Source organism: Vibrio sp. HENC-03 (assembly GCF_000305755.2).
Taxonomy (GTDB): Bacteria; Pseudomonadota; Gammaproteobacteria; order Enterobacterales; family Vibrionaceae; genus Vibrio; species Vibrio owensii.
Genome location: NZ_JH976122.1, coordinates 191,520 through 210,279 on the forward strand (window position 1 = coordinate 191,520; position 18,760 = coordinate 210,279).

The 18,760-nt window shown below is 45.0% G+C and carries 16 protein-coding genes; 9 read left to right on the top strand and 7 right to left on the bottom strand.

Translation table 11 applies throughout. The features are described from left to right. Positions 1 to 139 precede the first annotated feature (139 nt). Both VCHENC03_RS14225 and VCHENC03_RS14220 read left to right on the top strand, forming a co-directional pair. Positions 140 to 844 (top strand): GNAT family N-acetyltransferase, encoded by a 705-nt coding sequence (locus VCHENC03_RS14225; RefSeq protein WP_009705811.1) that lies wholly within the window; start codon positions 140 to 142, stop codon positions 842 to 844. Positions 845 to 859: 15 nt separating this feature from the next. Beyond that, positions 860 to 1,375, top strand: a complete 516-nt coding sequence (locus VCHENC03_RS14220) for a GNAT family N-acetyltransferase (protein WP_032802687.1) — start codon at positions 860 to 862, stop codon at positions 1,373 to 1,375. A 232-nt stretch (positions 1,376 to 1,607) separates the two neighbouring features. On the opposite strand, the gene rplY is transcribed toward VCHENC03_RS14220, so the two are convergent. Beyond that, positions 1,608 to 1,886 carry a 50S ribosomal protein L25 gene (gene rplY, locus VCHENC03_RS14215; RefSeq protein WP_005442281.1) on the bottom strand — a complete coding sequence of 93 codons (279 nt, stop codon included), beginning with the start codon at positions 1,884 to 1,886 and terminating at the stop codon, positions 1,608 to 1,610. Between the two features lie 422 nt (positions 1,887 to 2,308). On the opposite strand from rplY, the gene VCHENC03_RS14210 reads away from it, so the two are divergent. After that, positions 2,309 to 3,043 (top strand): glycosyltransferase family 2 protein, encoded by a 735-nt coding sequence (locus VCHENC03_RS14210; RefSeq protein WP_009705813.1) that lies wholly within the window; start codon positions 2,309 to 2,311, stop codon positions 3,041 to 3,043. Positions 3,044 to 3,057: 14 nt separating this feature from the next. After that, entirely contained in the window at positions 3,058 to 4,368 is a 1,311-nt protein-coding gene (locus VCHENC03_RS14205) for an LssY C-terminal domain-containing protein (RefSeq protein ID WP_009705814.1), read from the top strand. Between the two features lie 48 nt (positions 4,369 to 4,416). On the opposite strand, the gene VCHENC03_RS14200 is transcribed toward VCHENC03_RS14205, so the two are convergent. From VCHENC03_RS14200 to VCHENC03_RS14190, 3 genes are all read right to left on the bottom strand, one after another. Further along, positions 4,417 to 5,766, bottom strand: a complete 1,350-nt coding sequence (locus tag VCHENC03_RS14200) for an ATP-binding protein (protein WP_032802688.1) — start codon at positions 5,764 to 5,766, stop codon at positions 4,417 to 4,419. Next, complete coding sequence (locus VCHENC03_RS14195; protein WP_005442273.1) at positions 5,756 to 6,415, bottom strand: response regulator transcription factor; 660 nt, start codon at positions 6,413 to 6,415, stop codon at positions 5,756 to 5,758. Before VCHENC03_RS14195 ends, VCHENC03_RS14200 begins: the two co-directional genes overlap by 11 nt. Before the next feature lie 88 nt (positions 6,416 to 6,503). Next, positions 6,504 to 6,923 (bottom strand): PepSY domain-containing protein, encoded by a 420-nt coding sequence (locus VCHENC03_RS14190; RefSeq protein WP_005442271.1) that lies wholly within the window; start codon positions 6,921 to 6,923, stop codon positions 6,504 to 6,506. Between the two features lie 339 nt (positions 6,924 to 7,262). Between VCHENC03_RS14190 and VCHENC03_RS14185 the strand changes: the two genes are divergently transcribed. Then, positions 7,263 to 8,606, top strand: coding sequence for a GGDEF domain-containing protein (locus VCHENC03_RS14185; protein ID WP_009705816.1), 1,344 nt, complete (start codon positions 7,263 to 7,265; stop codon positions 8,604 to 8,606). Between the two features lie 74 nt (positions 8,607 to 8,680). Here the strand turns inward: VCHENC03_RS14185 and VCHENC03_RS14180 are convergent, their stop codons facing one another. Further along, positions 8,681 to 10,435, bottom strand: coding sequence for a DEAD/DEAH box helicase (locus VCHENC03_RS14180; protein ID WP_009705817.1), 1,755 nt, complete (start codon positions 10,433 to 10,435; stop codon positions 8,681 to 8,683). A gap of 74 nt (positions 10,436 to 10,509) precedes the next feature. On the opposite strand from VCHENC03_RS14180, the gene rsuA reads away from it, so the two are divergent. From rsuA to VCHENC03_RS14165, 3 genes are all read left to right on the top strand, one after another. Then, the gene (gene rsuA, locus VCHENC03_RS14175; RefSeq protein ID WP_009705818.1) at positions 10,510 to 11,211 is read left to right on the top strand and encodes a 16S rRNA pseudouridine(516) synthase RsuA; all 702 of its coding nucleotides are present in this window, start codon (positions 10,510 to 10,512) and stop codon (positions 11,209 to 11,211) included. A gap of 467 nt (positions 11,212 to 11,678) precedes the next feature. Continuing rightward, the gene (locus tag VCHENC03_RS14170) at positions 11,679 to 12,881 is read left to right on the top strand and encodes a Bcr/CflA family multidrug efflux MFS transporter (protein WP_009705819.1); all 1,203 of its coding nucleotides are present in this window, start codon (positions 11,679 to 11,681) and stop codon (positions 12,879 to 12,881) included. Then, complete coding sequence (locus VCHENC03_RS14165) at positions 12,881 to 13,543, top strand: DUF2913 family protein (protein WP_005442263.1); 663 nt, start codon at positions 12,881 to 12,883, stop codon at positions 13,541 to 13,543. The genes VCHENC03_RS14170 and VCHENC03_RS14165 overlap by 1 nt, the downstream gene beginning before the upstream one ends. 152 nt (positions 13,544 to 13,695) lie before the next feature. Here VCHENC03_RS14165 and VCHENC03_RS14160 read toward each other — a convergent pair whose 3' ends face one another. Both VCHENC03_RS14160 and VCHENC03_RS14155 read right to left on the bottom strand, forming a co-directional pair. Next, positions 13,696 to 15,600, bottom strand: coding sequence for an alpha/beta fold hydrolase (locus tag VCHENC03_RS14160; RefSeq protein ID WP_009705820.1), 1,905 nt, complete (start codon positions 15,598 to 15,600; stop codon positions 13,696 to 13,698). A gap of 213 nt (positions 15,601 to 15,813) precedes the next feature. Then, the gene (locus VCHENC03_RS14155) at positions 15,814 to 17,253 is read right to left on the bottom strand and encodes a DUF2867 domain-containing protein (RefSeq protein WP_009705821.1); all 1,440 of its coding nucleotides are present in this window, start codon (positions 17,251 to 17,253) and stop codon (positions 15,814 to 15,816) included. 95 nt (positions 17,254 to 17,348) lie between these two features. On the opposite strand from VCHENC03_RS14155, the gene VCHENC03_RS14150 reads away from it, so the two are divergent. Further along, the gene (locus tag VCHENC03_RS14150; RefSeq protein ID WP_009705822.1) at positions 17,349 to 18,725 is read left to right on the top strand and encodes an MATE family efflux transporter; all 1,377 of its coding nucleotides are present in this window, start codon (positions 17,349 to 17,351) and stop codon (positions 18,723 to 18,725) included. Positions 18,726 to 18,760 lie beyond the last annotated feature (35 nt).

Below are 18,760 nucleotides of genomic sequence, written 5' to 3' on the forward strand. Positions count from 1 at the left end.
CATTTTGTTTATGTGAATCAATACGCGTTTTGGTGAGATATAAAGCAAACTTTGGTGATTATTTTGCCAAATTCATGTCTTCTTAATGCTAAAGAAACAAATAGTTATACTTTTCTGTACGCTGTGTTGAGAGGAAGGGATGCTCAAAAAAACAACCGCGCTTGCCGCAGAAATCGATTGCTCATGGCAGAAACTGTTCAACGTGAACGGTAATTTGTACAACGGCTATTCTTATGACCCACATTATTGGCAAAAGTTCTCCGATCTTTGTGCTGTATTTTTATACCAATCTGATGCCTGTACGTATATATCCTGTCCTCCAAGTTTATGGGAACGAATTAAACATTTTCAGACCAATGAGCTGGAGAGAAAATTAAATAACAAGCAATTGTTCTGTGAATACGACGATGTCGACTACTATTTATTTAATGACGATAACGTCAACAAAGACGACGAAGTGATTTCTCTTTCTATTGAGTCGGATCGTGAGTTGCTCGAATCCTTTTTAAGTCGTGAGAGTGAAGAAGATATTTTAAAGGCGGATTTTGACCTCGATAGCCATTTTTTCTATGGCATCTTCGACAACAAAGAACTGGTCGCTGTGCTTGCTTCATACTGTTATCAAGGAAAAGAACCATTCGAGTCTTTGTCCATATTAGTTTCCCCAAATTCGAGAGGGAAAGGTTATGGGAAACGGCTGCTTGGCCACTTAATTAATGAAGTGAAGACTAGGCAGCGCACAATTAGGTATCGAGTAAATATTGAAAATACGATCTCAATAAAGCTGTGCCAGTCATTAGGTTTTGAAGCGTACAGCCGTCAGAGGGTGTTTACTCAGGAATAACGAGAAAGGCGAGCAATGGGATATACAGTTAGAAATGCAGTGAGAGACGAAGCGAGTTATATCGCCAAGATACACGTTGATTCCTGGCAAGTTGCTTACAGAGGGTTGATGCCGCAAAGCTACATTGACCAGTTCACCCGAGAGCGTCGAGAACGCATGTGGACGCGAGTGATGACGGAACAACTGGCAAACCTCATCGTTGTCGAAAAACAAAAAGAGATTGTCGGTTTTCTGAGTTATGAACTACCTAATCATTCAAGTGAAGACAAGACGGCGATTGTAACCTGTTGCTATGTATCCCCTTTATATTACGGGCAGGGTGCTGGCAGTGCATTGATTGATGAGTTAGAAACAAGATTGCTCTCAACGCCTGTGATGCAGATTAGCCTTAAGGCGTTAGATACCAATAAACAGGGGCTGAATTTCTATAAGAAGTGCGGTTTTGTACGCTCTGGAGAGGAAGAGGCCGAGGTTATTGATGATATGACGCTAAATGACGTCACATTGGTGAAGTATATAGCGCGAACCTAGTGCTTAAGCTCACATTTGTCTGAACTGAAATGCCCAATGCAAAGCTTGGTTGAATAGAGAGTCGTTTATTAGACTCAAAGTGTAGGGGAGATTTACGTTTACCCTAAATAGTAAAACCCCGGAGGTGGTAAGTCTCCGGGGTTTTGAAATTTTTTTAGATATCTCGGTTGGTAAGTCCGATAATCTTTATGCAAAAGGTTTGGATTTTATCCGTTAATTCCTTGGTAGGGAATTAGATACGGATGAAGTCCATGTGCTCAACTTTTGGCTTGTAAGCGTGACGTTGAACGTCTTGTGGCTTAACTTTAACTTCAGCGCCGTCGATCACTAGAACGATACCTTCGTAGAACTCAGGCTTGTCCATTTGGTTAACGATGTCGTCGTGGTTAAGAACGATAGCAACTGCTGCTGCTTCACCGCCGTATACAACTGCAGGGAATTTGCCAGCGTGACGTAGGCGGCGGCTCGCACCTTTACCTAGTTCAGTACGTACTACTGCTTCGAATTTCATAGTATTTACTCTCAAATTAGTAAAAAATAAAACTTTACAAACACAATGCGACCTTGTGTTCGTAGTAAAGCTTGAAACAGGAACTGTTCAAGCGAGCGCGGATACTATCATCCTACTCTACATTCAGCAACCAAAATTGTACCTAAATCACCAAAAAGCCAGTAATTCTTCGTCAAGAAGAGTGTCTGTTTTATGGTGTCGGCAAAACTTTGTCCGCATTGCGCTGATTTTAACCTATTTGGCTCTTTGTCAGCACGTTTCTATTTGCCTAGGACTCAATCCTCTTCTCAAGTTAATTCATTCATTAACGACATCTGTTATTCACAAAATGAACGCAAAATGAATGTTGACCTCAGTAACCGTTAAGTCAGTCGGTTCTATTCTCCATCGTACATAAACGGACAACCTCAATGGAGCACATTATGAATCCTATCAGTATCGTGATAATTACCCTCAATGAAGAAAAACGTATTGGTCGACTACTTGAAGACTTAACCAAACAAACTCACCAGAAATTTGAAGTGATTGTGGTGGACTCGAACAGCGAAGATTCGACACGTGAAGTTGCACAAGCATACGAAAGCTCATTACCAGAACTTACCGTTCATCAAATGGAGACTCGTGGTGTCAGCTTAGGACGTAACACTGGGGCAGAGTTGGCGAAATACGAACGTATTCTTTTCTTGGATGCAGACGTACGTTTGCCAAGCGACTTTCTAAGTCGTGCAATGAGCAAGTTAGAAGACGCTAAGTTAGAAGTAGCTGGCGTCTATATGGGCGCTAAAGACTTACCAATGGCGCACAAGCTAGGCTATGGCATGTTTAACGCGGGTTTATTTATTACTCAGTACACATTCCCAACTGCGGTAGGTGCTTGCATTTTCTCTACCAAGCGTGCGCACAAAGAGATAAACGGCTTTGATGAGTCTATTACGCTTTGCGAAGATTGTGATTACGTGAAACGCGCTTCAAAAACATGGCGATTCCGCTTTTTACCAATGACGTTCGAATTCGATCCGCGTCGTTTGGAGCAAGATGGTTTCTTTAAAATGGGCATGACCTATTTCAAAGCTAATGTGCGTCGATTCTTCTTTGGAGAAATGCGTAACAACGAGATGGAGTACAAATTCGGTCACTATAAAGATCAACACTCATAATCGTCGGAGGCTGTATGCTGGAAGCGATCAGTCTGTTCTTCGGGGCATTTCTGGATGCGACGATTGGACCAAATCTCTTTGTCCCGGGCGAGCCGTTTCTGCTCGCTGCGGGCTATCAATTACACCAAGGCATCATCTGGGGCGTAATCGCTGTCCTCGTTGGTGGTTGGCTTGGTGATCAACTCAGTTACTTTATTGGTAAACGTTCGGGCTCTAAAGCTCAGAGAAAGCTGATTCGTTGGCAAGCTAAGACGAAGCGCCCAATTGCTCGTTGTCGCTTGCTGATGAAAAAGCGTGGCAACGCCATTTTGATCTTTGCACGCGTATTAGGCCCAGTCGCTTGGGTCGTGCCATTTATGGCGGGTTCAGTGAACGTGAGTTGGAAGCGCTTTACCGTCTGTTCATCAATAGGTTTGATACTCGGTGTTGGGCAATTTGTTGTTGCTGGATATTTGCTTGCTGCAGGTCTGCAAACTTGGTTGCCATTGGATTCCTTAAAGTTAATCTTAATTGAACATAAACTTCTTATTGCTTCGGTATTGGTGGCTGTGACATTTACCGTTGTTGCGTGGAAAAAGAATTGGTCACGCAAGTGGACCAAGTCACTGACGGCATTAGTGCTGTGTTTGGTTGCTGCAAACTATGGTCATTTTTTCTATCTTGCTGACGATAATGTTCAGCAAGTCGAGTCCACTGAGATTCAACCAATCGCGTTTAACGATCTTGGTTTTAAAGTGTATCCAGGACGTTCAAATGTATTTGACGCTCAGGCCGTAAATTTGGTCTACGTCGGTGAATCACCGAGAACCTTAATGCAAGAACTCGGTTGGCTAGAAAATCAAACATTCTCAAGAAACGACATTGAGTTGTCTGATTATGTGAGTTTGTTGAAGCAAAAGCTGCCACCTGTGTCGGATTTGTTTTGGAATGGCAAACCACAAGCGATGGCATTTCAAGAACCCGGAAGCTTACTTAAACGTTCTCATATACGCTGGTGGCAAGCAGGACACGAGGCAAGCTCAAATCAGTCGGTTTGGGTGGGGGCGATAAGCTATGATGATGGACTCAAATTAGCGCATTACTCCGGTATTGTGACTGTGCTGCATCGGATTGATCCAAACGTAGACAGTGAAAGAGACCGTCTGGCGAATCAAATCGAAATGAGTCATCTAGCCTTAGTAGGGGAATTGCATTCGTTAGCGCAACCTGTCGCAATGGACAATAAGCATGACTATTACTCAGATGGGAATGTATTGTTGATTAGCGAGCCTTCACTTGCTTTCAATGTGCTTAATCAGAGCTCAGATACAAAAAATGGCACCTAACGATGAAGCATCGATAAGTGCCATTTCAGAGTTATCACCGGATGTGATTTAAGCTCGACTCTTTTGCAAAATGAGGGTGGCTTTTAAACCGCCCATTTTACTTTCTGAGAGTTCAAGTTGGCCTCGGTAACTGTGTGCCATTTCATTCACGATGTTCAAACCCAAACCAGAACCCGGAGTGGTTTCATCCAGTCGATAACCTCGCTTAATCACTTGGCATAGTTGCTCAGCAGGAATCCCCGGGCCATCATCTTCAATAACGATGTGAATGTTGTCTTTGTCCAAGGTTGAATGAACACGAATGATGCTGTTTGCCCACTTGTAGCCGTTTTCTAGCAAGTTACCCACCATCTCATCAAGGTCAGTTTTCTCTACTGCCACATTCAGTTCAGAATCGAGCTCGTTAATCAATGTGACATCACGATGTGCATAGACTTTATCAAACGCCATCGAAATGGCATCAACACGCACTGAAGGGTTCGATTTCACCGAAAGGATGTTCATTGAACCAGCCATACGAGCACGACCTAAGTGATAGTCGATGTGCTGTTGAATCTGCGTGATTGGCGCGTTCAAGCGATCTTGCTCTTCGGGCTTTAAGGTTTGCACTTCGTTTTTCAAAACCGAAAGCGGCGTTTTCAGCGCGTGGGACAAGTTCCCTGCATGGTTACGAGCACGCTCAAGCAGTTCTTGATAATGGAATAACAGGGCGTTGAGGTCTGAGATTAGCGGCGAAATTTCTTTCGGGTACTCTTCTTCCAAGCCTTTTTTATTACCAGATTTCAGTTCGGCCAACTCTCTTTGTAGCTTGGTCAACGGGCTCAGAGACCACGCAATTTGCAGCAAGATAACGGCGAGCACGCCAGCAAACAGCAATCCCAAGATAATCCAAAGTTGCCCGGTTAAAGATTGAATCGTGCCTTCAATTGGGTCTTCGTCGATACCAATGATGACATCAATAGGGCCATCATAATCAGGAAGGTAAAGGGTCTTCTTCAACGTGATGAGCTTTTCATCGCGCGCGCCAAAAGCATCTTTATCCAATCCTTTGTATTCGATTTTTTTGTCCCACAGAGAGCGAGAGCGTTCTAAGCTCGTCTCAGTAGAAGCGCTCCAGTATAAGCCACTGTATGGGCGGCTAAATCTTGGGTCTGAAAGTTGGGTAGGGAGGGTGAGTTTGCCTTTGCTGTCGACTTCAAGCTGGGCGGCGATTTCGTCCATGTAAACATTCAATTGCGAACGAGTGTCGTCCACCATGTAGCTATACACTTGAGTAGGGATTGTTACGCCAGCAGCAAGGATCATTGCGGTCAGCCAAACGACCGCAGCTAAAACTAAGCGACTCTTGATACTGAGCCGCTTAAGTACATGTATGGAAGGCCTTGCTTTATTCGGCATTCAGTTGATACCCCAAGCCACGAACGGTCTTGATGATTTTCGGTGCGATTTTCTTACGAATACGACCGATGAACACTTCAATGGTGTTTGAGTCGCGGTCGAAATCTTGCTTATAGATGTGTTCGACCAACTCGGTACGAGAAATAACTTTTTCAGGATTGTGCATGAAGTACGCCACCACTTTGTACTCTAGCGCGGTTAAGCTGACAGCTTGGCCTTGCCATAGAACTTTTGATGAGCGCGTATCTAAGCTTAAATCACCAATCTGCATTACAGGTGATGCGTTACCTGAAGCACGACGCAGTTGAGCGCGGAGACGTGCAGTAAGTTCCACCATTTCAAATGGTTTAGTTAGATAGTCGTCGGCACCTGCATTCAAACCTTCAACACGTTGAGATAGAGTGTCACGCGCACTCAAAATTACCACGGGTGTATTAATGTTTTCGTCTCGAATGCCTTTTAGAACCGTCAAACCATCGAGTTTTGGTAAACCAAGGTCGAGTACGATCGCATCCCATTCTTCAGAAGTAGCGCGATACAAAGCATCGATGCCATCTTGAGAAAGCTCTGGCACCCAGCCATTGTTTTCTAACGTTTCTAAAATCTGTTCGCCTAGGCGAGGCTCATCTTCGACAACAAGTATTTTCATATTCTTTCTTCTTATTATGCTTAGTGACTATTTATGATTGATCAGGTTATGAATGATCAGGTTATTAGTGCACAGTGCTTGCGATTGATTACTGTGGCTTGAGTGCTTTATTAAAGTTACGGCCTTTGATTTCGAGCATTTCCAGCGTTGCTGCGTCGTATTCCACTTTGATTACGCTGTCATTGAACAGGATTTTCAGCTCGTATACCCACTCATCATCGTCTTCTTCAAGTTCTACTTTAATAATACGCCCATACAGATCATTCTCCACTGCTTCATACATATCAGAGAAAGGGCGAATATAGCCTTTCTGAACGGCGCGGTAGACTTCATCCTGATCTTCATCGAACTCGATTCGTGTTCCTGGTTTTTCGACGTCACGAACAATGGCATGACCGTCTTTGTCATCATGATGATCATGGTGAGACGCAAAGCTTGGTGCAGACAATAAAAGCGGTACTAAACCTAGCAGCACAGGCAGCTTGCGTGGTGTGAAGGATGTAGACATAGCAAAGCCTTTTTCGGAGAGTTAGCAAAATTATATCGGCTCGTACATGAATGGAAAGTGAATACGAAATCGAGTTCAAATTTTTCTACCTTCGTTACGATAAAAAAATAATTTCTGTAATTTAAATGGCTTATAGAGAGATTTAACAGTAATTAGGCACTGGTCGGATTTGCATTTCGCAATATGCCTATAAACAAAAACCTAACAAATGTATATTTTTCGCGCTATACGCTGCTGATATAAATATTACATATAATTGGTCTGGACAAATGATAGGGCATTTTAATTGGATGGCTCGGTGCAGTTCCTAGTGTATGCATGGAGTTCTTAGGGTAGAGAATGCTTCTGTTTAAACTGTCGAAAAATCCTCTGGTCATTTCGTTACTGGTCTATGTTGCTGTCGTTTCTTCGATGAGCTTTTGGGCGATCAATCGCAGTGAAAAAGAGTTTGCTTCTATCGCCAATTATCTGGAGCTCTACAAAAGCACTGCGGTCCTAACTGGATTGAGAATTCAATCTGACCTAAAACACGATTCTCCAGTTTCCCTTACATCAGATCATATAAACCAATCGCAACGAGTTAAATCGCTAAACGATGACGAGCTCAATCACAGCGAAAGGATTGCGTTCACCGTATTAGAAGACCTTTATCAGTACAACCGCGAGCTTGCGGAAAGACCCAACGTTCACATTTATTATCGCTCTTACACAGGGCAAAAGCTTATCTTCTCGAAAGCAGGGGACAACCTTGCTATTGAGCCTTCGATGTTCGATCCCGCTTTATGCAGTCAAACTCGCGATTGCACCTTGAATATGCATGACTCTGATTTAGCCGACCGAGTTGTCTTTTCTGAAAACTTTAATAACACCGAGACGGGAGAAACGACCTTCAGCATCTCAAGTCCTGTTTATAGTGACGGGAGCATCGTTGGTGATGTGGTCGTTGAAGTTCACGTGAACTATGAGTTTTTGGAAGGGCAGAGCTTATCGACGGAGAAAGTGAACGGGCACTATTACGTCACTATCGGGCATGCAAATTACCCGTTTTATGATCTCGCTGGAGGGCTAATATTGCCGCTTGATAACGTCAGCGTGGTGATCTATCAATTGCCTGTCGTGAAGGTGATCATCGATAACCTTTGGGTGTTGCTGGTGACTTGGGTTTTGGTTCGAACTTATCACCGCCTTTACTCTTCCAATATAAAGCACAGGGATCACTTAGCGCATGCGATTAAAAGTGCCAGTCGGGATGAGCTGACCGAGTTGTACAATCGCAAGGTATTTGAAGATCAGGACTTTGAAGACGCACTTAAAGATGGACACTATTCGGTGATTCTTATCGATGGTAAAAAGTTTAAGCAAATCAATGATACCTATGGACATAAAGCGGGTGACCTAGCGCTTATTCATATTGCAAGAATGATGAAGTCGACCTTTAGGCAGAGTGATTGGTTGATTCGCCTTGGTGGTGATGAGTTTGTGGTTGTTATGCCACATTGCCCGCTAGAGTCTGCAGAGGAGCTTGCTGCCAATTTGCGAGATAGCATCGCTGCACGACCTTTAGTGCGTTATGGTATAGAGGTTGGTGTGACGACAGGGGTGGCTAAAGGAACGAGTGACGAGTCTTTGCTTGATGTGATTGAACTCGCCGATCAAGACATGTATCAGTACAAGGGCATTTGAGTCTAAGTCTTAAAGTGAAACAGCGCTGAAGTGGGCGCTGTTTGTCATTTTATAGCTGGACGATACTTGAATTTTTACTGCTTGAGTTCGTCTTCGAAGATCTTATCACGAAGCTTCCAGAAACGACCTGATTTACGAGCAATCACAAATTGAGGTAAACGGAAACGATGTTGGTTTGCCACCACTTTCGTTGGTGATGCTTCTTCAAATGGGCGATGTTTGTCGGCAAGGTGAGGGCGCACAAACTGGTCTTTGAAGGTTTGCTTTTGTTTCTTGGTATTCAGTGACCAGAACTCATGCACCAATGCATTGCCTTCGCCTTGATAGGTTTCACCAGAGTACGTCACTTTTAGTTGTGACTTACCGTCACTGGACTTAAATACCGACAATTCCATTTCTGTACATTCGAAGATCAGCGCATCTTTCAGGTTTAACGCTTCTTTGAGTTTTTTATCTGGATCGACAAGAGTGGCATCGCATTCATGACAAATACGCGCTGCAATGTCGTTATCTGCGCCACATTCACCACAATATTTGGCTCTAAAGCGATAACCACAGTGTTCGCGCTCTCCGGTTTCATCATCTTCAAAATATCCTTGGCAGCGACGACCAAAGTGCTCAAGCAAAAAGCCGTTGCTGTCTAACTTGCCCCAGAAGTTGTTATTAAAGCCGCAAGCAGGACAAGGAATGGTGATAATTTCGCTGGTGGAATCGGGCTTAGGGTCGCCCACTTCAGGTTGATATAAGTCATAGCTGTTGCCAGCGTAATCCAGAACTAAACATTCAGATTTGCCTTCCGACAGACGCAAACCACGACCAACAATTTGTTGATATAAACTGACCGACTCGGTTGGGCGCAGAATCGCGATTAAATCCACATGTGGCGCGTCGAAACCTGTGGTTAAAACGGACACGTTAACCAAGTACTTTATCTCTCGATTCTTGAACGACTGAATGATGGCATCGCGCTCAGGTGTTGGCGTATCACCAATCACAATTGCGGTTTCACCTTCAGGCAGTAATCCATGGATTTCTTGCGCATGGCGAACTGTGGCAGCAAACACCATGACGCCTTTACGTTCGTTGGCGTATTGAATGATTTGCTCAACGATTTGTGGCGTCGCACGTTTGGCTTTGTCGATCACCATGTCCATTTCAGCTTCTTTGTATCGACCTGTGTTAGCCGGTTTTAGCTGCGAGAAGTCATAAGACAAGACGGGCGCATCCATCATACGTGCTGGTGTTAGGAAGTTTTCGTCTAGTAAATAACGGATAGGGAGCTCGAAGATACAGTCGCGGAAAAAGCGTGATTCTTCAGTGCGAACCTGCCCACGGGTGTGATACTGGTAAATCCAACCCATACCTAAGCGATATGGTGTTGCGGTTAAGCCCAACACTTTAATGCCCGGGTTAAGCTCTCTCAGGTGAGTAATGACTTTTTGATAGCTACTGGTTTTTTCGTCTGGCACGCGATGGCATTCATCAATAACGAGCAAAGAAAACTGGTTCTTGAAGGAATCCAGATTACGAACCACAGATTGCACCGACGCAAACACCACTTGTTGATCGGTTTCTTTTCGCCCAAGCCCTGCTGAGAAAATTGAACCTTTTAGTCCGTAGCCTTCGTACTTGGCGTGGTTCTGTTCCACTAGCTCTTTTACGTGAGCAAGTACCAGTACTCGACCTTTGGCAAGCCTTGCTAACTCTGCAATGACCAAGCTTTTCCCCGCACCTGTAGGCAGCACAATGACCGCTGGTGTGGAGTGTTTACGAAAATAGTGAATCACCGCTTTTACAGAGTCGGCTTGGTATGGTCGAAGGGTGTACATGAAAATCTGTGAAATTGCTCAACTATTCGAATTAGGATCGCTATAATACCCGACCTTAAACATTAGAGGTATTCATGCGTTTAGATAAATATTTGTGTGATGCACTGGGCGCGACTCGCAAGCAGGCAACGAAGATCATCAAAAGTGGTGAAGTAACGGTTGATGGTGAAGTACAAAAGAGTGGCGCTTTCAAAGTGCCAGAAGGTGGTGTAGTTGAGTGGGAAGGACGCGAAGTTGGTGCTCCTGGTCCTCGTTACATCATGCTGTACAAACCTGCGGACTTTGTATGTTCACATGAAGATGGGCACAACCCAACTGCATTCGTGTTACTTGATGAGCCAAAGGTAGAGAACCTTCACTTTGCTGGTCGTCTGGATGTGGACACAACCGGTCTTGTGTTGATCACAGACGACGGTCAGTGGTCGCACCGTATTACGTCACCAAAACACAAATGTGAAAAGACGTACCGTGTATGGCTAGTGGATGCGATTCAACCTGATTATGTTGAGAAGTTTGCTGAAGGCATTGAGCTACGTAACGAGCGTGAAGCGACACTGCCAGCACACCTAGAAATCGTCAACGAAGCAGAAAACGAAGTACTTCTAACGATTGTGGAAGGTAAATACCACCAAGTGAAACGCATGTTTGCTGCACTCGGCAATAAAGTAGAGCACTTACATCGTGAACGTATTGGTTCTATCGTGCTTGATGAAGCATTGGAGCCGGGTGATTACCGATTCTTAACCGAAGAAGAAGTCGAATCAGTTTGGAAGTAATCCATTCTATTCGGAAATAATTGCTGTTCTGGGAAATTGTTTAATTCCCGATAGGAACTAGTGTTTTGGTAGGAAATCGCTCAAAATGAGGGTTCCTACCAAATATGTCTTAGTGTCTGAACAAGACGCACATTCGCCGCTCGTAAACGCAGGCAGAACTGTATTTAATCTGAGAAAAGTCTTTTCTCTTGTTGGTCCTTACTGACGATAAGTACAGACGGTGTTAACGTCACCGCCTCTTCGTTTTAGCTCGGTTATTTTGTCGTTCTGCATACTGATCATGCAGGTTATAGCGTCGAGTTAGTCAAGACCGTCTTGGTATACTTTCGTCTTTTATGATCTTCTCATTAGTAAGGAAACTATGCTCTGTCTCCGTAACTACTACGAATTCAGGGTAGGAGAAGCGTCAATCATCTATCTCAATCAATGTGGAATGTTGATGGGAGGACACAACAAGAGGTAAAGCAATGACAGAAAAAGCCCAAAGTGCTCCCCAGTCACAAATCAGTTTTTTATTGTTTCTTGTACTCGGTGCTATTGGTGCGTTGACGCCACTTGCTATCGATATGTATCTGCCAGCTATGCCAACCATCGCAAAAGATCTTGGCGTAACCCCAGGTGCGGTACAAATTACATTAACGGCTTATACGGCAGGTTTTGCTATAGGTCAGTTAATTCACGGTCCTTTAGCAGACAGCTACGGTCGCCGACCAGTACTCATTTTAGGTGTGCTCTTTTTTGGTTTGGCAGCGGTAGTCAGTGCAACCACTAACGGTATTGATGCGCTAACTTATGTGCGCACTGCACAAGGTTTTGCTGGCGCTGCGGCTGCTGTGATCATTCAAGCGGTCGTGCGTGATATGTTTGACCGTGAAGATTTCGCGCGTGCAATGTCATTCGTGACCTTGGTGATCACGATTGCGCCTCTGGTAGCGCCGATGATTGGTGGTCACCTTGCTATCTGGTTCGGTTGGCGCTCGATCTTCTGGGTTCTAGCTATTTTTGCCGTTGTGGTGATTTTGCTGGTTCTATGGATGATCCCAGAAACGCTGAAACCAGAAAACCGTCAGCCACTAAGATTTAGAACTACGATTCGCAACTATGCGCGTCTGTGTTCTAACCCTGAGGCATTAGGTTTAATGCTTTCAGGTGGGTTTTCGTTCTCGGGTATGTTTGCATTCCTGACTGCGGGTTCGTTTGTTTATATTGATTTATATGGTGTTCGACCGGACCAATTCGGTTACCTATTTGGTTTGAACATCATCGCGATGATCATCATGACCAGCCTGAACGGCCGCTTGGTCAAGAAAGTTGGTTCACACGCCATGCTTCGCTTTGGTTTAACGATTCAGTTGATTGCGGGTATTGGTCTGTTTGTTGGCTGGATGCTTGATCTCGGTTTATGGGGAATCGTGCCATTCGTTGTGCTGTTTATCGGTACTTTGTCTACGATTGGTAGTAACTCGATGGCGTTGCTACTTAGCGGCTACCCAACAATGGCGGGTACGGCATCTTCGCTTGCGGGTACACTGCGCTTCGGTACGGGCTCATTGATTGGTGCACTCGTTGCAGCAATGCCGGGTGGCGTGTCGTGGCCGATGATCATCGTTATGTTTGCTTGTTCAGTGCTGTCTGCACTGTTTTATTGGACTTTAGGAAGAAAGGCGTAATGTCTAATTACACCAAAGAAATTCAAAACTTAGTTAACGCTGCTCTGGCGGATTTAGACCAGGAGCATCGCTCAGGTAAATTGGCGAATGCGCCAGTAGCGAACAACCATTACTTAGTTCGTTGGGTAACCAAGGCGCTGAAATCACAACGTTTTGGTCGCACTGTGGGTGATGATTTAACGCGTTGGCAAAAAGCTGGTCGCTCAAAAGGTAATGATGCGGGTTTGCTATTCATCTTCAAACGCATCTCTGGCTTTTACGCGCAGTTTTTCCCAGAAGGTGAAGAGCCTAAAGTGATCAAAGATTCTGACATTGAAGCGTTTCTTGATGCAATGGAACAAGCGGGTTGGGAAGTGTCTACGTCTGAGCAACTGGTTGGTTGTGGCAAAGTGCAAATCTTCACAGAGGGGCAAAATTCTCTGGCGTTGTGTGCCGATCAGTGCGAAAGCTGTTTTGATGGTGAGCTACTCGTTAAACCAATGAGCTGGTTTGTTCGTGGCAACCACGCTGAGTTTGTCGAAAAAGCATCACAAGCGGGTTATATGGTTCATAAAGTGACGGACTACAAATCCATGGTGAAATACCACGGTGAGTACCTGATCTTCCCAGCAAACGAAGGCAATCAGCTGGCAGAGATCCCGCTGTCATTTAAAGCTGACTAGACCGTATTTAGCATCTCAATAAGTAACCGAGCTTCACCTTGAGGTGAGCGAAAAACGTTACTTATCGGAGATTACGGCTCTCAAAAGCGTACATACTGTGGTGTGTACGCTTTTTTGTTTTTGAGGGCATGGCATTCACTTCTATCAAGCGATTAAACAAACTTATGGCTGTGATCGTAGAAGTTCATGATTCGCTTCAGGGCCCAATCTCGATATCGGTCGGATTCAATTAAAATGTCATGCCTTGCATGAGGAATGCTTAAAAGCCTCGAACTGGCACAATGCTCATTGAATAAGTCTTGGGCAGGCAAGGACACAACGTTATCCCCCTCTGGTTGCACGATTAAAATCGGCGTTTTAATGTCTTTGGCTTGAGCTAAACAATTTTTACCCGCAGCAACGGCTTCGCTAATCCACTTAGGGCTAACACCACCGAGTCTCAGGTTGGGGTGGTTGCTTAACAAATCACTGTAGGCTTTGAAGCGATTAGGGCTACTTGTATGGTCATTACCTTCAAAGGTTTTGGTCACAAATGCCGTCTGGGTAGGGGCGAAATTCGGTGTTTTCTGAAGTTGACTGATGAGTTTAATCGTTGCCGTTTGAATGCCGCCAACCACTTTGGGTAACTTGATACCAAACATTGGGCTTGTTAGGGCGCACGCTTTAACGTTGTGCTCATAGCTCGCGAGGTATTGAGTTGCGACAGCGCCTCCCATCGAGTGGGCGAGCATCATAACTTCGTCTTTATGTTGGCTCTCTACAACCTCTTCAAGAAACTGAGCCAAGTCTTCAACATAATGCTCAAATTGGTCCACATGTCCAAGTTCGCTGTGCTCTGCCAAGCGTTGCGACTCTCCCTGACCCCGATGATCAAAGGAATAGATATTGAAGTATTGGCTGAGTTCGTAAATGACTTCTTTGTACTTCCAAAACGATTCATTTCGCCCCTGAACAATGACTAACGTTCTTGTATGGTTTTGAGGGTTCACGTTGATCCAAGCGATATCATTATTCATCGCGCCTTTGAAGTAACCGCTCTTTCTGTTTTGCCATACATCATCTATTTGTTGGTGATAATTATGGTTATGGTGACTCAACTCCGAGGTAATGGGGTGATAGCGTTTATAGGGTTTGTGAGGAATATTGAGTTTTCTTCCTATGCTGGTCACAAACAAGCGGCCCAGTTGAGCTCCGTGCAAATAATCCGCATCGAGTTGTTTTTTCGTACTCTCAACAACCGAAGATTGTAAGTTCCGTGCCGGAGAGATTTCGTAAATGTTTACATCATCAGGAGGAAAGGCGAGAAAGCGTCGAGTTTGTCGATAAGTTTCTTCGTGTTTGAGCAATATAGCTGATAGCTCACTCATTGTTTTGGATGGCGCGCGCTTTAGCACGGCTTCTATTAGAGGGTGATGCTCGTCAAAGTCGATGGGCATCGTTCGGATTACCACGATGTGTTTGTAACCTCGACGATAAGCTTCTTCTACTGGGATTGGTGCAGAAACACCGCCGTCTAACCAACGTGCGCCATTAAACACAACCGGCTTTTTGTGTAGAGCGGGAATCGCACAAGATGCTCTAAGTACATCCTTCCAATTATCAACGGTGACATCAAAACACTCTGTTGTTAGGTTTCGTGCGTGTGTCGCGACGGCGACGACTTGCTTTGTTTTGAGTAAATCAGAACCTTTTTCCCAGTTTAACGGGATGCTTGTCTCGGCATTGTCTACTAAAAAATCTAAGTCAAATCCTTCCCCATTGAGCAAGTATTTCGTGAGTTTAAAGAACTCAGGGCGTCGTGTTGTTTCTGTGATGATTTTGTAGGCATGCCCTTGATGCCCACAGACATACGAGGCTAGGTTGAGAGAGCCAGCAGAAGTACCAATTAGCAAATCAAAAGGATTGAAATCAGCATGTAGGAAGGCATCTAACACGCCTGCAGTAAAAATGCCTCGCTGGCCGCCTCCCTCAGTCACCAACGCGATCTTATCGACATGTTGCTGACGAAGCATAAAGTTATCGTGGTGTTTGCTGCTAATGATGTATCGATTGCCCATTGTGATTCCAAAATCTGCTTAACGTATAGTCACTAAGTTCAGAACAAAGCCGGTCTAAAAAGGTATGAGCTAAGAATAATATGGGGATTACACTGAAATAAATTCAATTAAATTTACACAGTGTTAATCAATATAGAACCTTTTCAATAGCACTCTCAAATCGTCTTTATTTGCTTTGTTTGGAAGTGCTATGAGCGGCCAAATGTAATGGTGTTACTCCTGCTCTAAATGATCTGCTTCTTTGGCGATCGCTTTTACCATACCTTTGAAGATGAATAGGTGTGCTGGCATCATCGCAAACCAATAAAGCAAACCGGGGAAGCCCTGCGGATGCCACCATGCGGTGATATCAAATTCACGCTCTTCGCCATCGTCTTTGATCGTAATTTCTAAACGGCCAAGTCCCGGGCCTTTCATACCGAAAAACAGTGAAAGGAACTGGTTCTCTTCGCAGCGAATAACCTTCCATGAATCAATGAAATCACCCACTTTGAGCTCTGGCCCTGGTGGTGAAACTCGAATGGGTTTCCCTCCACCAAAGAAGATATCAAGCCACTCTCGGGTGCGCCAAAGGATGTTGGCAAAGTAATAGCCTTTTTCAGGGCTCCCGATCTTTTGTGCTACCTTCCAAAGTGATTCTGCCGAGGCTTTTGTCTTAATGCTTGCTCCTGCCTGTTTTGGATAATAGCCGTAGCCCGGTTGCCAACGTTTGAGTGCTGCTGGTTCAAACCCCCATACGTTACTGCGCACAAAAGTTCCTTCCGTAGCGATGGTGTCCGCTACGGATTGCTCATAGCTGATTAGCTCTTGTGGAAATCGTTCGTGAATGGCTTTGGTATCAGCAATGTAATCGTGCTCCAAACCAGCTAGCAGCGCTTTACCAATGCTTGCAGGAACTGATGTCACAATGGCTAACCAATACGATGCCATTTTGGGTGTCAGCAGTGGGGTTGACCAAAGCCGGTAAGGTTTTTTCGTGATTTTACAAATGACTTCAAATTGCTCGCGATAACTTAATGTATCCGGCCCACCAACTTCATAGATCTCACTTTCTGTCGGTTTAGTTTCTGCCAGTTTAAGCAAGTAGTGATTGAGGTTGGGTAGGGCGATTGGGTTGGCTTTGGAGTCGACCCACTTAGGCGCAATTAGAATTGGCAGGTTGTAGACGAAGTCACGCATGATCTCGAATGCCGCAGACCCCGGCCCAATAATCACGCCTGCACGAAGCTCGGTAACAGGAATGCCAGCTTGGCGAATGATCTTCCCCGTTGCTTTACGTGCTGCTAAGTGTTGAGAGTTGCCGGTTTGTGGCTGAATCGCACTCAAGTAGATCACGTGTTCTACACGACTTTTCTCAAGCGCATTTTTGAAGTTCTCTGCGAGGTTTAATTCGTACTCAACAAAGTCGTGACCTTGCGCCATACCGTGCACAAGGAAGAACACCAAATCAAAATCATTTACGACTTCGAGTGTCGCTTCTGCGTCTGCGAGGTCTAAATAAGTGAGTGTGAGATTAGGGTGTGGTTGAGTTCGAGATTCTAAATAGTCTATATGACGTGCGGCTGCCGTGACAATGTAACCTTTGTCGAGTAGCTGTGGAAGAAGCTGTGAGCCAATGTATCCTGAAGCCCCAAGTACCAACACCTTTTTCATTCTGAGTCCTTTTTATTGCTGGTGGATTAGTCACCACTGGGTATAATCATGAGACACTTTTCTCGTTCTATCAATAAGTTGTCGTCGGAGCGTGCATGACTTTTTTCTCACAACTGGTTACTCATGCCGATAAGTCGTTTTTACGTCGACTATTTGCCATCGCATTACCCATCACTTTACAGAGCATGATGTTCTCCAGCCGAAGCTTGGTAGACGTTTTGATGCTCGGTCAATTGGGCGAGGCGGAAATTGCTGCGGTTGGCGTTGCAGCAAGAGCGACATTCGTTACGACCATCATGCTCCTTGGCGTAACAACTGGCGGTGCGTTGTTAACAGCGCAGTACTGGGGAGCGGGAAACAAAGTAGGTGTAAGGCAAAGTACGTCGCTGACGTGGATGATCTCCATGGTATTCGCTGCCCTGACGGTGGTGTTATTCGTACTATTCCCAGAACCAATCATGCGCTTGACGACAGATTCGGAAGAAGTGATTCGCCTTGGTGCTGATTATCTCGTTATTTCATCGGTTAGTATGTTCGCTGTAGCTTGTGTCGCAAGTATGGCGGTGGGTCTGCGCGCCATGCATCAACCGGGACTAAGTACGTTTTTTAGCGGCATCGGCATTCTTTCCAACATCTTCCTTAACTGGGTGCTTATTTTTGGGCAATTTGGCTTTCCTGCGATGGGTATTAAAGGGGCTGCCATTGCCACCGTCATCAGTGGTGCTATTGAGGTAACTTGTTTATTCAGTTACCTGTGGTTTAAAAAACACATCATTGCTTTTGGTTTGGACGACATTCGTGCCAACTTAGTGTTGGATAAAATCACCCGTTTCCTAAAACTTTCCCTTCCGACAACATTTAACTTCCTAGCATGGGCGGGCGGCTTGTTTGCTTATCACGCGATTATGGGACAAGCAGGCGTGCAAGGCTTAGCGGCATTGTCAGTAATGACACCGGTAGAGTCGATTGCTCTTGCTATGATGATCGGTTCATCTAACGCTGCTGCGGTATTGGTGGGTAATCAATTAGGCGCCAAGAACTTTGGTCCGGTTTACTATCAAGCGTGGGCAACCGTGATTCTCAATGTGTTGATAGCCATCGTTGTCGCGATTTTACTTCTGCTCTCAAACCAACTTATTCTCGATGCTTTTAGTGCTCTGACGCCGGAAACGCGCCACCTAGCTGAACAGTTTATGGTGATTCTTGCTGTCGGGGTGGTACTTCGTTCTGTTCCTATGATGGCTATTGTCGGCGTGCTTCGGGCGGGTGGGGATGTGAAGTTCTGTTTGTACCAAGATCTGATCGCACAATGGGTAATAAGTATTCCATTAGCCGCATTCGGTGCTATCTATTTAGGCTTTGAGCCGCAATGGGTTTATTTACTGTTTTTGACCGAAGAAGTCGTGAAGTGGGGGACATGCCTACACCGCATGGCGAGCAAGAAATGGATGAAAAATTTGATCGATGCTTAGGAAGGGTCGCGAGACAAGTTGCATTTGTACTCTGA

Bases quoted from the DNA above. Each gene is read 5' to 3' on its own strand.
- VCHENC03_RS14225 (WP_009705811.1), top strand. From the start codon at position 140: ATGCTCAAAAAAACAACCGCGCTTGCCGCAGAAATCGATTGCTCATGG.
- VCHENC03_RS14220 (WP_032802687.1), top strand. From the start codon at position 860: ATGGGATATACAGTTAGAAATGCAGTGAGAGACGAAGCGAGTTATATC.
- rplY (WP_005442281.1), bottom strand. From the start codon at position 1,886: ATGAAATTCGAAGCAGTAGTACGTACTGAACTAGGTAAAGGTGCGAGC.
- VCHENC03_RS14210 (WP_009705813.1), top strand. From the start codon at position 2,309: ATGAATCCTATCAGTATCGTGATAATTACCCTCAATGAAGAAAAACGT.
- VCHENC03_RS14205 (WP_009705814.1), top strand. From the start codon at position 3,058: ATGCTGGAAGCGATCAGTCTGTTCTTCGGGGCATTTCTGGATGCGACG.
- VCHENC03_RS14200 (WP_032802688.1), bottom strand. From the start codon at position 5,766: ATGCCGAATAAAGCAAGGCCTTCCATACATGTACTTAAGCGGCTCAGT.
- VCHENC03_RS14195 (WP_005442273.1), bottom strand. From the start codon at position 6,415: ATGAAAATACTTGTTGTCGAAGATGAGCCTCGCCTAGGCGAACAGATT.
- VCHENC03_RS14190 (WP_005442271.1), bottom strand. From the start codon at position 6,923: ATGTCTACATCCTTCACACCACGCAAGCTGCCTGTGCTGCTAGGTTTA.
- VCHENC03_RS14185 (WP_009705816.1), top strand. From the start codon at position 7,263: ATGCTTCTGTTTAAACTGTCGAAAAATCCTCTGGTCATTTCGTTACTG.
- VCHENC03_RS14180 (WP_009705817.1), bottom strand. From the start codon at position 10,435: ATGTACACCCTTCGACCATACCAAGCCGACTCTGTAAAAGCGGTGATT.
- rsuA (WP_009705818.1), top strand. From the start codon at position 10,510: ATGCGTTTAGATAAATATTTGTGTGATGCACTGGGCGCGACTCGCAAG.
- VCHENC03_RS14170 (WP_009705819.1), top strand. From the start codon at position 11,679: ATGACAGAAAAAGCCCAAAGTGCTCCCCAGTCACAAATCAGTTTTTTA.
- VCHENC03_RS14165 (WP_005442263.1), top strand. From the start codon at position 12,881: ATGTCTAATTACACCAAAGAAATTCAAAACTTAGTTAACGCTGCTCTG.
- VCHENC03_RS14160 (WP_009705820.1), bottom strand. From the start codon at position 15,600: ATGGGCAATCGATACATCATTAGCAGCAAACACCACGATAACTTTATG.
- VCHENC03_RS14155 (WP_009705821.1), bottom strand. From the start codon at position 17,253: ATGAAAAAGGTGTTGGTACTTGGGGCTTCAGGATACATTGGCTCACAG.
- VCHENC03_RS14150 (WP_009705822.1), top strand. From the start codon at position 17,349: ATGACTTTTTTCTCACAACTGGTTACTCATGCCGATAAGTCGTTTTTA.